This is a genomic window from Gryllotalpicola ginsengisoli DSM 22003 (genome assembly GCF_000419445.1).
Classification (GTDB): Bacteria; Actinomycetota; Actinomycetes; order Actinomycetales; family Microbacteriaceae; genus Gryllotalpicola; species Gryllotalpicola ginsengisoli.
Window position 1 is genome coordinate 842,047 of the sequence record NZ_AULK01000001.1, and the last position, 13,321, is coordinate 855,367.

The window sequence follows — 13,321 nt, forward strand, 5'->3', positions numbered from 1 at the left end:
GTTCGCTTACGCGAACGCCTCCGGGGGCGGGCACGCGCAGAACAGGTTGCGGTCGCCCCACGCCTGGTCGATCCGGCGCACGGGCGGCCAGTACTTCGCCCGCACCTGCGCCTGCCCCGCCGGGTACACGGCCGACTCGCGGGAGTAGGGGTGGGTCCACTCCCCCGCGATGACCGACTCGGCGGTGTGCGGCGCCCCGCGCAGCGGATTGTCGTCGGCGGGCCACTCGCCGTCGAACACCCGCCGGGCCTCCCGCTCGATCGCGATCATCGCATCGCAGAACCGGTCGAGCTCGCCCAGGTCCTCCGATTCGGTGGGCTCGACCATCAGCGTGCCCGCCACGGGGAACGACATCGTCGGCGCGTGGAAGCCGTAGTCGATCAGCCGCTTGGCCACGTCGTCGACCGTGACCCCCGTCTCGCCCGTCAAGGGCCGCAGATCGAGGATGCACTCGTGCGCCACGAGCCCGTTCTCCCCGGCGTACAGCACCGGGTAGTGACCGCGCAGTCGCTCGGCGACGTAGTTGGCCGCGAGCACCGCCGACCCGGTCGCCCGCGCCAGTCCGTCTGCGCCCATCAGGCGCACGTACGCCCACGAGATCGGCAGGATGCTCGGCGAGCCGAACGGCGCCGCCGACACCGGCGCGCCGCCGTGTGCGAGGCCCACGTGCTCGTTCGACTGCGCCATCGGATGCCCGGGCAGGAACGGCGCGAGGTGCGCCTTCGCCGCCACCGGCCCGACGCCCGGCCCGCCGCCGCCGTGCGGGATGCAGAACGTCTTGTGCAGGTTCAGGTGCGAGACGTCACCGCCGAAGCGGCCGAACTCGGCGTAACCGAGCAGTGCGTTGAGATTCGCTCCGTCGACGTACACCTGCCCGCCGGCCTCGTGCACGGCATCCGTGATCGCGACCACGTCGTGCTCGTACACGCCGTGCGTGGACGGGTAGGTGATCATCAGGGCGGCCAGCTCGTCCCGGTGCTGCTCGACCTTGGCACGCAGGTCGGCGAGGTCGACGTTGCCGTTCTCGTCGGTCGCGACGACGACGACGCGCAGGCCCGCGAGCACCGCGGATGCCGCGTTGGTGCCGTGCGCCGACTGCGGGATCAGGCACACCGTGCGCCGGTCGTCGCCGCGCGAGCGATGGTACCCGCGGATGGCCAGCAGCCCCGCGAGCTCGCCCTGGCTGCCCGCGTTCGGCTGCAGCGACACCGTGTCGTAGCCGGTCAGCTCGGCGAGCCACGTCTCGAGCTGCCCGATCAGGGCGAGGTATCCCGCGACATCGGACGCGGGCGCGAAGGGGTGCAGCTCGGCGAACTCGGGCCACGTCACCGCGGCCATCTCGGTCGCCGCGTTGAGCTTCATCGTGCACGACCCGAGCGGGATCATGCCGCGGTCGAGCGCGTAGTCGCGGTCGGCGAGCAGCTTGAGGTACCGCATCATCGCCGTCTCGGAGTGATACGAGTTGAACACCGGGTGGGTGAGGTAATCGGATTCCCGCACGAGCGGCTGCGGGATCGCGTCGTCGCCCTCGCCGGGTGCGGCCGCCGTCAGCGGCACGGCCGCGTCGGACACCCCGAACACGGCGAGCGCCGCGCCCACGGCCTCCGCGTCGGAGGCGGAGACCTCGTCGAAGGAGAGGCCGACGGTGTCGGCATCCGATCGCCGGATCAGCACGCCGGCCTCGTGCGCAGCGGCGACCAGTTCGTCGGCCCGGCCGGGCACGCGCACCGCGAGCGTGTCGAAGAAGTGCTCGTGCACGACCTCGAGGCCGGCCCCGCGGAGGCGCTCGGCGGCGAGGGCGGCGGTCAGGTGCACCTTCTGGGCGATGGCTCGGATGCCGCGCGGGCCGTGGTAGACGGCGTACATGGAGGCCATCACGGCCAGCAGCACCTGCGCGGTGCAGATGTTGGAGGTCGCCTTCTCGCGGCGGATGTGCTGCTCGCGGGTCTGCAGGGTGAGCCGGTAGGCGGGTTTGCCTGCGGCGTCCTGACTCACGCCCACGAGGCGGCCCGGCAGCTGTCGCTCGAGCCCGGTGCGCACCGCCATGTAGCCGGCGTGCGGGCCGCCGAAGCCCATCGGCACGCCGAAGCGCTGCGAGGTGCCGACCGCGATGTCGGCGCCGTACTCGCCCGGCGCCTTCACCAGCGCGAGGGCGAGCAGGTCGGCGGCGACGACGGCGAGCGCGCCCTGCTCGTGCGCGGCGGCGACGACGGATGCCGGATCCCACAGCCGCCCCGACGCGCCGGGGTACTGCACGAACACCCCGAAGCAGTCGCCGAGCGCGGCGGGGTCGGTCTCGGCCAGCGGCAGCACGTCGAGGTCGATGCCGAGCGCGGCCGCCCGGCCCTCGAGCAGCGCGAGGGTCTGCGGGAATGCGTCGGCATCGACGACGAAGCGGTTCGACTTCGATTTGGACGCGCGGCGGGCGAGCAGCATGCCCTCGACCACCGCGGTGCCCTCGTCGAGCATGGACGCGTTCGCGATGTCGAGTCCGGTGAGATCGCAGACCAGCTGCTGGAAGTTGATCAGCGCCTCCAACCGGCCCTGCGAGATCTCCGGCTGATAGGGGGTGTAGGCGGTGTACCAGCTCGGGTTCTCGAGCACGTTGCGCTGGATCACCGCCGGGGTGACCGTGCCGTAGTAGCCGAGGCCGAGGAAGGAGCGGTTCACCGTGTTCGCCGAGGCGATGCGGCGCAGCTCGGCGAGCACCTCGCGCTCGGTGGCGGCCTGGGGGATCGAGCCCGGCGCGGCGGCGCGCTCGTCGAGCTGGATCGACTCGGGCACGGCGGCGCGCACGAGCGCCTCGAGGCTCGGGTACCCGACGGCCTCGAGCATGGTGCGCTGCTCGTCGCCGTCGGCGCCGATGTGGCGGTCGGCGAACAGCTCGCGGGCGGACGGAAGTGCGGTGCGGACGGCGTCGGCGATCGTCATGCGGCTACTCGCCCGTGAGCTTCTCGTAGGCCTCGGCGTCGAGCAGCTCGGGCAGCTCGGCGACGCGCACCCGCACGAGCCATCCGTCGCCGTACGGGTCGGAGTTGACGAGCTCGGGGTTCGCCACGACCGCGTCGTTGACCTCGATGATCTCGCCCGTGACCGGCGCGAACAGCTCGCCCACCGACTTGGTCGACTCGATCTCGCCGATGACGCTCGATGCGGTCACCTCGCCGAGGTCGGGCAGTTCGACGAAGACGACGTCGCCGAGGGCGCTCTGCGCGTAGTCGGTGATGCCGACGGTCGCGACGTCGCCGTCGACCCGAACCCACTCGTGGTCGGCGGTGTACTTGAGGTTCTGCGGAGCGGCCATCAGCTGGTCTTCTTTCGCTTGTAGAAGGGAAGGGGGGTGACGAGGTACGGATGCGCCGTGCCGCGGATATCGACGGCGACGACGGTTCCCTCGGCGGCGTGGCTCGGAGCGACGTACGCCATCGCGATGGGGAAGCCGAGGGTGGGCGAGAGCGCGCCCGAGGTGACCCGGCCGATGGTCGCGCCGGATTCGTCGCGCACCGGGTAGTCGGCGCGGGCGGCGCGCTTGCCCTCGCCGCGCAGGCCGACGAGCACGGATGCCTCGGGCGCCGGCCCCTTCTCGATCGCGGCGCGCCCCACGAAGTCGCCCGGCTTGCCCAGGTCGACGACCCGGCCGAGGCCGGCCTGCACGGGCAGCGTCTCGGCGTCGAGCTCGTGGCCGTAGAGGGGCATGCCCGCCTCGAGCCGCAGCGTGTCGCGGGCGGCGAGCCCGGCCGGCACCAGGTGGAAGGGGGCGCCGGCCTCGACGAGGGCCCCCCACAGCGCGCGCGCCGCATCGGGCGAGACGAAGATCTCGAAGCCGTCCTCGCCGGTGTAGCCGGTGCGGGCGAACAGCACGGCGCTGCCGTTGAAGTTGCCGGCGAGCGCGCGGTAGTAGCGCAGCGAGCTGAGCGCGTCGGCGACGTCCTCGCCGTCGGGGTGCCCGCCGTCGAGCGCGAACCCTTCCGTGTTCAGCAGGACCTCGAGCGCCCGCGGCCCCTGCACGGCGATGAGGGCGACGTCGTCGCTCTCGTCGTGCACCTGCGCGTCGAAGCGGTCGGCCCGCCCGCGCAGCTCGCCGGCCACGGTGCCGGCATTCGCCGCGTTGGCCACGACGAGGAAGCGGTCCTCCCCCGTGCGGTACACGATCAGGTCGTCGAGCACGCCGCCGGCGTCGTTCAGCAGCAGCGTGTACTTCGCCTGGCCGGGCTGGAGCGCCGAGATCCGGCCGGAGACCGCGTAGTCGAGGGCGGCCGCCGCTCCGGGGCCGACCACCAGGATCTCGCCCATGTGCGAGAGGTCGAAGATGCCGGCCGCCTCGCGCACCGCCTTGTGCTCGGCGAGGTCGCTGGAATAGCGCACCGGCATCTGCCAGCCGGCGAAGTCGGTGAACACGGCACCCGCTGCGGCGTGCACCTCGTGCAGCGGGGACAGTCGATCAGACACAGAGTTCTCTTTTCCGAAGAATGGAAGGAACTCCCCCTCTGTAGCTGGGCCTGAGAGATTCGCACCGCAGTGCTTTCACCATCGGCGGGATCCGCGAAGCGAATCCACTTTCCAGAGTGGCCCGTTCGCCGCGGTACGCGTACCTGAGAGATTGACGGGGAGGACTTGCTCCTTCGGTGCCCCTCCTGGTTCGAGGAGCTCTCCCGCGGCGACCGATAGGCCCGATATTCGGTTGCTGGTCTTGCCGCGATCATCGTAGCGAAAACCTCGGGCCGAAGCCCGCCATCCGCGAGCGTGCATAATGGCGTGCGGATGTGAACGACCACATCCCGCACCGAGCCGATGAGGGGTGGGCGATGGCAGCCACGGAGCCGCAGCGCGTGCGCGCCCCCAACATGCGCGACGTCGCACAGCTCGCCGGAGTCTCCTACCAGACCGTGTCGCGGGTGGTGAACAACTCCCCCGCGCTGCGTGACGAGACGCGGGAACGCGTGCTCGCGGCCATGGAGCAGCTGCACTACCGGCCGAACCGGGCCGCGAGGGCGCTGAAGACCAGCCGTTCGCGGATGATCGGCGTTCTCGCATCCGTTCGCGCCACCTACGGCCCGGCGCTCACGATCCAGGCCATCGAGTCGGCCGCCATGGCCGAGGGGCTGTACGTCAGCACGGCGCACATCACCGAGGTCGACACGGAGACGATCTCGGCCGCGATCGATCGCCTCATCGACCAGGACGTCGAGGGCCTGATCGTGATCGCGCCTCAGCAGCGGGTGTTCGACACCCTGGCGGCGATGTCCGATCTGCCGCCCACGGTCACGCTGCGTTCCGGCCTCGACGGCGACCCGCGGGCGCTGTGGGTCGACCAGATGGCCGGCGCGCGCGCCGCCGTCGCGCACCTCGCCGAGCAGGGCCACGAGTACATCCGCCACCTGGCGGGCCCGCAGGACTGGATCGAAGCGGATGCGCGCATGCAGGGCTACCTGCTCGAGCTGTCTGACCGCGACCTGCCGACGCTGCCGCCGATCCGGGGCGACTGGACGAGCGACTTCGGGTACTACGCCGGCCGCGAGCTGATGGTCGTGCGCGACTGCACCGCGTTCTTCTGCTCCAACGACGAGATGGCGTTCGGCGTCATGCACGCGGCCCATGAGCTCGGCCTCGACGTGCCCGGCGACATCAGCGTCGTCGGCTTCGACGACGTGCCGTCGGCGCGGCACTACTGGCCCCCGCTGACCACGGTGCGCCAGGACTTCGACGAGCTGGGCCGCCGCTGCGTGCGCATGCTCGTCGACGGCACCGACGCCTCGCCCGGGGACGTCGAGCCGCAGCTCGTCGTCCGCGCCTCGACCGCGGCGCCGAGGCGGCGGTGACCGACCGGTCTGGACGCGCCGGGGATGCGGAATTGACATGCCGCGCCGATTCCGGCGTAATATCTCCACCGTTCTGCGTGTGATCGTTCACATCGGAACCCCCACCGTGACGACGGAGTCCTCACCCGCCTCCCGCCGTCGCGGTCGTGCACGACGAGGAGTGAGAGCAACGGTGACCACACCCACCATCTTGGAGATGCGCTCCATCACCAAGGAGTTCCCGGGCGTCAAGGCGCTGTCCGACGTGAGCATCTCCGTCGCGGAAGGCGAGATCCACGCCATCTGCGGTGAGAACGGCGCAGGCAAGTCGACGCTCATGAAAGTGCTGTCCGGGGTCTACCCGTACGGAACCTACAGCGGCGACATCGTCTATCAGGGCGAGATCATGCGCTTCAACGGCGTCAAACAGTCCGAAGAGGCGGGCATCGTCATCATCCACCAGGAGCTCGCGCTGATCCCCGAGCTGTCGATCACCGAGAACCTGTTCCTCGGCAGCGAGATCGGGCGCCGCGGCGTCATCGACTGGACGGAGGCGCAGCTGCGCGCCCGCGAGCTGCTGCAGCGTGTCGGCCTCGACGACGACCCCGACACGCAGATCAAGAACATCGGCGTGGGTAAGCAGCAGCTCGTGGAGATCGCGAAGGCGCTGCACAAGAACGTCAAGCTGCTCATCCTCGACGAGCCCACCGCGGCGCTCAACGAGACCGACTCGCAGCACCTGCTCAACCTCATCGTCGATCTGAAGACGAAGGGCGTGACCTCGATCATCATCAGCCACAAGCTGAACGAGATCGAGCAGGTGGCCGACAACATCACGATCCTCCGCGACGGGCGCACCATCGAGACGCTCGACGTGCACACCGGCGTGGACGAGGACCGCATCATCCGCGGAATGGTCGGCCGCTCCCTCGAGAGCCGCTTCCCCGACCGCACGCCCCACATCGGCGAGGTGTTCTTCGAGGTGAGGAACTGGACGGTGCAGCATCCGCTCGACCCGTCTCGCCTGGTGTGCAAGAACGAGAGCTTCACCGTGCGCCGCGGCGAGATCGTCGGATTCGCCGGGCTGATGGGCGCCGGCCGCACCGAGCTCGCGATGAGCATCTTCGGCCGCTCCTACGGCACCTACCTCTCCGGACAGATCTTCAAGGACGGCCGCGAGATCAAGGTGAACAGCGTGCGCCAGGCGATCGAGAACGGCATCGGCTACGTCAGCGAGGACCGCAAGTCGCTCGGCCTGAACCTGCTCGACACCGTCAAGCGCTCCACCGTCTCCGCCGACCTGAAGCGCATCTCGCGCGGCGGCGTGGTCGACGCGCTGAAGGAGTACGACGTCGCCGAGGAGTTCCGCAAGCGGCTGCGCACCAAGGTGCCGACGGTCGAGGAGGGCGTCTCGAAGCTCTCCGGCGGCAACCAGCAGAAGGTCGTGCTGTCGAAGTGGATGTTCACCGACCCCGACCTGCTGATCCTCGACGAGCCCACCCGCGGCATCGACGTCGGCGCCAAGTTCGAGATCTACCGGATCATCCAGCAGCTCGCCGACCAGGGCAAGGGCGTGATCCTGATCTCCTCCGAGCTTCCCGAACTCCTCGGCCTCTCCGACCGGATCTACACGATCTTCGAAGGCGCCATCACCAACGAGCTTCCCGCGGCGGAGGCGGACCCCGAGACCCTCATGCGCAGCATGACCAGCGTCAAGAAGGATGCACTGATCTAAATGAAACACCTCCGTCAACTGTTCGGCTCGCGCGGCGGCAACCCGGGCCAGTACGGCATGATCATCGCGCTGATCCTGATCATCGCGATCTTCGAGGGGCTGACGCACGGCCTGACGCTCAATCCCACGAACGTCATCAACGTGTTCCAGCAGTACTGCTACATCCTGATCCTCGCGCTCGGGATGGTGATGGTGATCATCGCCGGGCACATCGACCTCTCGGTCGGTTCGGTGGCCGCATTCGTGGGCATCATCGTCGCCCAGGCGATGAGCGAATGGCACTGGGACTGGTGGCAGGCCGTGCTGCTCGGCCTCGTGATCGGCGCCCTGGTCGGCGCGTGGCAGGGCTTCTGGGTCGCGTTCGTGCGCGTTCCGGCGTTCATCGTGACGCTCGCCGGGCAGCTCATCTTCCGCGGCGCCAACCAGCTCATCGGCAACTCGACCTCGGTCGCCGTGCCCGACGACTACCAGCAGATCGGCGGCGGGTTCATCCCCGACTTCGGCCCCAACACCGGGTTCAGCAACGGCACCCTGATCCTGGGCCTCGTCACCATCGCCGCACTGATCTGGGTCGAGGCCCGCGGCCGCGCCCGCCGGCGCAAGATGCGCGCCGAGCTGCCCCCGCTGTGGGTGAGCGTGGTGCGCACCGGCATCCTGGTGCTCGTCACCCTGATCGGCACCTACCTGTTCGCCGCCGGCTCGGCCGGAACGAGCTTCCCGATCGTCGCCATCATCACCGGAATCCTGACCATCCTGTACGGCTTCATCACCCGGAACACCGTCTTCGGCCGCCAGGTGTACGCCGTCGGCGGCAACGCCAACGCGGCGGCGCTGTCGGGCGTGAACATCCGCAAGGTCAACTTCTTCGTGATGGCGAACATGTCGCTGCTCGCCGCCGTCGCCGGCATGGTCTACGTCGGCTACGCCGGCGCCTCCGGCCCGGCCGACGGAACCGGCTGGGAACTCGACGCCATCGCGGCCGTCTTCGTCGGCGGGGCCGCCGTGTCGGGCGGCATCGGCACCGTCGCCGGCTCGATCGTCGGCGCCCTCGTGATGGCGCTGCTGGCCAACGGCCTGCAGCTGATCAACGTGGAATCGAACCTGCAGCAGATCATCCGCGGTCTGGTGCTGCTGCTGGCGGTCGCGTTCGACGTCTACTCGAAGACTCAGGGCCGTCCGTCGCTGATCGGAAACATGTTCAACCAGTTCCGTCGTCGCGAGGGCGAGCCGGCCGAAGCCGTGCAGCCGCAGTCGATCGACGACCAGACCAAGGTCTCCCTGCCGTAATCGCACGACCTGCGGCAGGAGAAAACGGCGGCCGCCCATAGGCGCCCGCCGGCTCGATGAAGAGAGAAAAGGCAATTACATGCGCAAGAAGTACATGCTCGGCGTCGCCGCGGTCGCGGCCGCGGCCGCGCTGGCCCTGACCGGCTGCTCGACCGGCCGCACCGACGCCGGTTCGGACTCCGGTTCCGGCTCGTCCATCCCGAAGGGCTCGCTGATCGGCGTGGCCCTCCCCGCCAAGACTTCGCAGAACTGGGTGCTCGCCGGTGACGACTTCAAGAAGTCGATCGCGAAGGCCGGCTTCAAGTCGATCATCCAGTACGCGGACGCCACCAGCCCCGTGCCCAGCCAGCAGTCCGAGATCAACAGCATGATCACGAAGGGCGCGAAGGCCATCATCATCGGCGCAGCCGATGGATCGCAGCTGGGCACGCAGGTGGCCGCGGCGAAGAAGGCGGGCGCCGTCGTCATCGCCTGGGACCGCAACATCCTGAACACCAAGAACGTCGACTACTACGTCGCCTTCAACAACTTCCACGTCGGCGAGCTGCAGGGCCAGGCCCTGCTCGACGGCCTCAAGAAAGAGAAGGGCGACGGGCCCTACAACATCGAGGTGTTCGCCGGCTCCCCGGACGACGCCAACGCCAAGGTGTTCTTCGACGGCGCGATGAGCGTGCTGCAGCCGAAGATCGACGACGGCACCCTCAAGGTCGTCTCCGGTCAGACCACGTTCCAGAAGGCGGTCACCCAGGGCTGGCTGGCGCAGAACGCGCAGAAGCGCATGACCGACCTGATCACCGCCAACTACGCGAAGGGCACCAAGCTCGACGGCGTGCTGTCGCCGAACGACACCCTGGCCCGCGCCATCCTGCAGGCCACCAAGTCGGCCGGCCTGCCCAACCCGGTCGTGACCGGTCAGGACTCGGAGACCGACTCGATCCCGCTGATCATGAACGGCACCCAGTACTCGACGATCTACAAGGACACCCAGAAGGAGGCGCAGGCCGCCATCGACCTGGTGTCGACCCTGAGCAAGGGTGAGAAGCCCAAGACCGTCGACGACAAGAACAACAACAACGGCGTCTTCAACGTGCCGGCCATCGAGCTCACCCCCGTGCTCGTGACCAAGGAGAACGCCGTCGAGGCGTACAAGAACAACGCCACGCTGGAGAAGCTGGCCAAGGCCGGCGAGTAGCCCGGCAGCTGCGGCCGCCGTGCTGAGGCCCCGAGCGCCCTCGCGCTCGGGGCCTCACTCCGTGCGGCCCGGCCCCGCCTGCTCGGCGACGACTTTCAGCCGGCTCACGTAGTCCGCCCACCACGCCGCGTCCTGCTCCGGCAGGTTGGAGACCGCCGGCGACAAGCCCGCCTGCCCGTCGAGGCCCTCGCGCACGATGTCGGCGTGACCGGCGTGGCGGGCGGTCTCTTGGACGACGTGCACGAGGACCCGGCGCAGCGTCGCGTGCCCGCGCTCCGGCCCCCACCACGGCACGAAGCCGGCGGCGTCGAGCGAGAGGGCCGCGACCGCGGCATCCGTGTTCGCCCAGGCGCGGCGGTAGAAGCCGACGATGTCATCCCTCGACTCGTCGGCCGTCGCCCACATGTCGGCGTTGACCTCGGCCTCGTCGAGATCGCGGAACAGGGGGTCGTCGACGGGTCGGTCGAAGACCTGGCCGAAGTATCCGTACTCGACGTGGGCGAGGTGCTTGACCAGGCCGAGCAGGTTCGTGCCGGTCGGGGTGGCCGGCCAGCGCGCCTCGCGCTCGGTGAGCCCGTCGAGCTTCCACACCATCGCGTCGCGGTGCCGCTGCAGGTAGTGCAGCAGCATCGCCTTCTCGTCGTCGTCCATGGGCGGAACGCTAGTGCCCGCCGCGGCCCGCGGCGAGCGCCGGGGCGCTCCGAGCGCCGCTCAGTCCTCGGCGCCCTCGACCGCGCGGGCGATGAACACGTATTCGCGGCCCGGCCGGTCCGGCGCGTCTCGCACCTCGAGCACCTCGAAGCCGGCGGCGGCGAGCGACGCCTCGAGCTCCTCCCGAGTGCGCCAGCGCAGCGTCTCCTCGACCACGAGCGTGGTGCCGTCGTCGAACGCGTTCGTCGAGCGGAAGGTCACGAGCGGCCCGGCGACCTCGAGCACCTCGTTCCACGCCTCCACGTGCCCGTAGCCCTCGACCTCGGCGCTCACCCGGGTGCGCTCGGGCGTCCACTCCTCCCACGCGCGCCGCTCCGGCCGACGCGACTCGAAGACGAGCACGCCGCCCGGCACGAGCGCCTCGCGGATCCCCCGCAGCGTCGCCTCCCACTCGGCGTCGTCGAGGAACACCTGCGCCACGTTCGCCGTCATGGTGGCGAGTTCGACCGACAGCGCCGGCAGCGTGGTCGCGTCGCCGACGATCCACTCGACGGCGTCGGCGCCGGGCTTGTGGCGGGCGAGGTCGACGGATGCCTCGTCCGGGTCCACCGCGACGACGCGGATGCCCCGCCCGGCCAGCATCAGGGCGAAGGTGCCGGTTCCGCACCCCACGTCGAGCACGCGGCGCGCGCGGAACTCGGCGACGATGTCGGCGTAGACCTCGAGATCGGACCGGTCGGGGTCGAGCGGGTCGTAGACGGCGGCGAGTCGGGCCCTATGGTCACTGTCCAGGTCGTCAGGCACGGATCGACGTTAACGGAAGTCGGCGCTGTCACGCCAGAGCGCGGATACGCTCGCAGCATGTCGCACGGCGAACACGTCGAGGTCAACCGGCTCAACTGGGACGAACGGGTGGCGGGGCACCTGGTGGCCTACGACGCCGACGGCTTCGCCGCCGACCCCACACGGCTGTCGACCGTGGTGCGCGACGATCTCGCGCTGATGGCCCCGCACCTGCCCGCCGGCTCGATCGCCGGGCTGTCCCTCCTGCACCTGCAGTGCCACATCGGCACCGACACGCTGAGCTGGGCGCGGCTCGGCGCGCGGGTGACCGGCGTGGACTTCTCCGGCGCGGCCATCGCCGCGGCGCGCGAGCTCGCCGGGAGGGCCGGGCTCGACGCGGCATTCGTGCACAGCACGGTCGACGAGGCCGGCGACGCGGTGGGCGAGCGGTTCGACGTGGTCTACACGAGCATCGGGGCGCTCGTGTGGCTGCCGGATCTCGCGGCGTGGGCGCGCAGCATTCGATCTCTGTTGAAACCGGGCGGGTTGTTCTACGTGCGCGACGCGCATCCGATGCTGACGGCGCTCGACGACCAGCGCGACGACGAGCTGCTCGTCGTGCGGTACCCCTACTTCGGCACGGGCGGCGCGCAGCGCTTCGACGAGGACTTCAGCTACATCGGCGACGCGCGACTGCGCAATACGACGACGTACCAGTGGCCGCATCCGCTCTCGGAGATCGTCGGCGCGCTGCTCGGCGCGGGCCTCGCGATCGAGGGGTTCGGCGAGCAGGACACGCTGCCGTGGCGGTATCTGCCGTGGATGGTGGAGCTCACCGACTCGCACGGCGTGCCCGACGGCCGCTGGGTGCTGCCGGAGGGGCGGGACCGGGTGCCGCTAACCTTCTCGATCGCGGCGCGCGGCTGAGGCTACTCGGCCGCCTTCATCGCCGCCGCGGCCGCCTTCACGCCCGACGAGCCGCACACCGCGGCGGGCGTGTCGCCGGTGGCCGCACAGATCGCGACCGTCAGCGTGTTGGCGGTGCCGATCACCGCCTTGGCGATCGCCGAGTCGGGGTCGTCGAGCGCGGCGGCGATCTGCGCGTGCGTCTTGCCCTGCAGCAGCGACGGGTCGTACTGCGCGCCGTGCAGCAGGTAGACGCCGCCGATGTCGACGAAGGGGATGGTGCCCTTCTGGTCGGTGTACGGCGGCGCGTCGTAGGTGTCGACGATCTTCTGCTCGGCGCCGGTGAGCGAGTCGAGCGGGTTGCGGTCGCGATCGACGGTCTCCTTGCCGGTGAACGAGAGGTAGTCGCTCGTGAAGCTCGCCCCGTGGAAGTCCAGCGTCGCCGTGTTCGGATCCGTGTCGCTGGACGAGGAAGTGGTCGTGCCGAGGTCGTGCAGGTCGCCGAAGCGCTCGAGGGCGACCGCGAGGCCCCAGCGCTCGGCGGCGCAGTAGGGGCAGAACTCGCCGCCGACGTAGAGCACCTCGGGCTTGCCGTCGGAGGTGAGCGCGGGTGCGTCGCTGAGCGGCGTCGGGGCGGCCTGCGCGGTTCCCACCCCGACCTGGTCGAAGACGGATGCCGGCACGTCGGCGACGTCGCGGGCGACGGCGGCCGCCGCGGGAGTGCCGGTGGCGGTGGCCGTGGCGGTCGGGGTCGCGCCGGACGCGCTGCCGGTGGTGCCGGACCTCTGGCTCAGCGAGAGCACGAGGGCCGCGGCGACGGCGAGCACGATGACGCCGACGACGATCTGGAGCACGGTGCGGCGCCGGCGGGAGGCGCGGGAGAGGGCTTGGGCCACTCCCCCAGTATTCCCAATCGCGCGGTATTGCGAGTCGCGTCGCCTCTCGACTCGCGCGGCGCGGCCCGAGCCC

Annotated in this window: 11 protein-coding genes and 2 riboswitches; of the genes, 5 read left to right on the forward strand and 6 right to left on the reverse strand. The window is 70.2% G+C overall.

The genetic code is table 11. The features are described 5' to 3' along the window. Positions 1–6: 6 nt before the first annotated feature. The 3 genes from gcvP to gcvT are packed head-to-tail and all read right to left on the reverse strand — an operon-like array spanning position 7 to position 4,449. On the reverse strand, positions 7–2,931 hold the full coding sequence (gene gcvP / locus H563_RS0104105; protein WP_022881338.1) for an aminomethyl-transferring glycine dehydrogenase: 2,925 nt from the start codon (positions 2,929–2,931) through the stop codon (positions 7–9). Between the two features lie 4 nt (positions 2,932–2,935). After that, entirely contained in the window at positions 2,936–3,304 is a 369-nt protein-coding gene (gene gcvH, locus H563_RS0104110; protein WP_022881339.1) for a glycine cleavage system protein GcvH, read from the reverse strand. Then, on the reverse strand, positions 3,304–4,449 hold the full coding sequence (gcvT, locus tag H563_RS0104115; protein WP_022881340.1) for a glycine cleavage system aminomethyltransferase GcvT: 1,146 nt from the start codon (positions 4,447–4,449) through the stop codon (positions 3,304–3,306). The genes gcvH and gcvT overlap by 1 nt, the downstream gene beginning before the upstream one ends. Positions 4,450–4,477: 28 nt before the next feature. Beyond that, positions 4,478–4,570, reverse strand: a riboswitch (glycine riboswitch). Beyond that, a riboswitch (glycine riboswitch) is annotated at positions 4,571–4,665 on the reverse strand. Positions 4,666–4,805: 140 nt separating this feature from the next. Between gcvT and H563_RS0104120 the strand changes: the two genes are divergently transcribed. From H563_RS0104120 to H563_RS0104135, 4 genes are all read left to right on the forward strand, one after another. Continuing rightward, positions 4,806–5,819: a LacI family DNA-binding transcriptional regulator gene (locus H563_RS0104120; protein ID WP_022881341.1), complete on the forward strand. Its 1,014-nt coding sequence runs from the start codon at positions 4,806–4,808 to the stop codon at positions 5,817–5,819. 196 nt (positions 5,820–6,015) lie between these two features. Further along, positions 6,016–7,533, forward strand: coding sequence for a multiple monosaccharide ABC transporter ATP-binding protein (mmsA, locus tag H563_RS0104125; protein WP_033209278.1), 1,518 nt, complete (start codon positions 6,016–6,018; stop codon positions 7,531–7,533). After that, positions 7,534–8,820 carry a multiple monosaccharide ABC transporter permease gene (gene mmsB, locus H563_RS0104130; RefSeq protein WP_022881343.1) on the forward strand — a complete coding sequence of 429 codons (1,287 nt, stop codon included), beginning with the start codon at positions 7,534–7,536 and terminating at the stop codon, positions 8,818–8,820. It begins immediately after the preceding gene. A gap of 79 nt (positions 8,821–8,899) precedes the next feature. Beyond that, positions 8,900–10,012, forward strand: a complete 1,113-nt coding sequence (locus H563_RS0104135) for a substrate-binding domain-containing protein (protein ID WP_022881344.1) — start codon at positions 8,900–8,902, stop codon at positions 10,010–10,012. A gap of 54 nt (positions 10,013–10,066) precedes the next feature. On the opposite strand, the gene H563_RS0104140 is transcribed toward H563_RS0104135, so the two are convergent. Continuing rightward, positions 10,067–10,663, reverse strand: coding sequence for a DinB family protein (locus tag H563_RS0104140; protein WP_022881345.1), 597 nt, complete (start codon positions 10,661–10,663; stop codon positions 10,067–10,069). Between the two features lie 60 nt (positions 10,664–10,723). Continuing rightward, a complete protein-coding gene (locus H563_RS0104145; protein WP_022881346.1) occupies positions 10,724–11,467 on the reverse strand; it encodes a class I SAM-dependent methyltransferase in 744 nt (247 codons plus the stop codon). 57 nt (positions 11,468–11,524) lie between these two features. Between H563_RS0104145 and H563_RS0104150 the strand changes: the two genes are divergently transcribed. After that, positions 11,525–12,373 carry a class I SAM-dependent methyltransferase gene (locus tag H563_RS0104150; protein ID WP_022881347.1) on the forward strand — a complete coding sequence of 283 codons (849 nt, stop codon included), beginning with the start codon at positions 11,525–11,527 and terminating at the stop codon, positions 12,371–12,373. Positions 12,374–12,375: 2 nt separating this feature from the next. On the opposite strand, the gene H563_RS0104155 is transcribed toward H563_RS0104150, so the two are convergent. Next, the gene (locus H563_RS0104155) at positions 12,376–13,248 is read right to left on the reverse strand and encodes a DUF929 family protein (protein ID WP_022881348.1); all 873 of its coding nucleotides are present in this window, start codon (positions 13,246–13,248) and stop codon (positions 12,376–12,378) included. Positions 13,249–13,321: the final 73 nt, after the last annotated feature.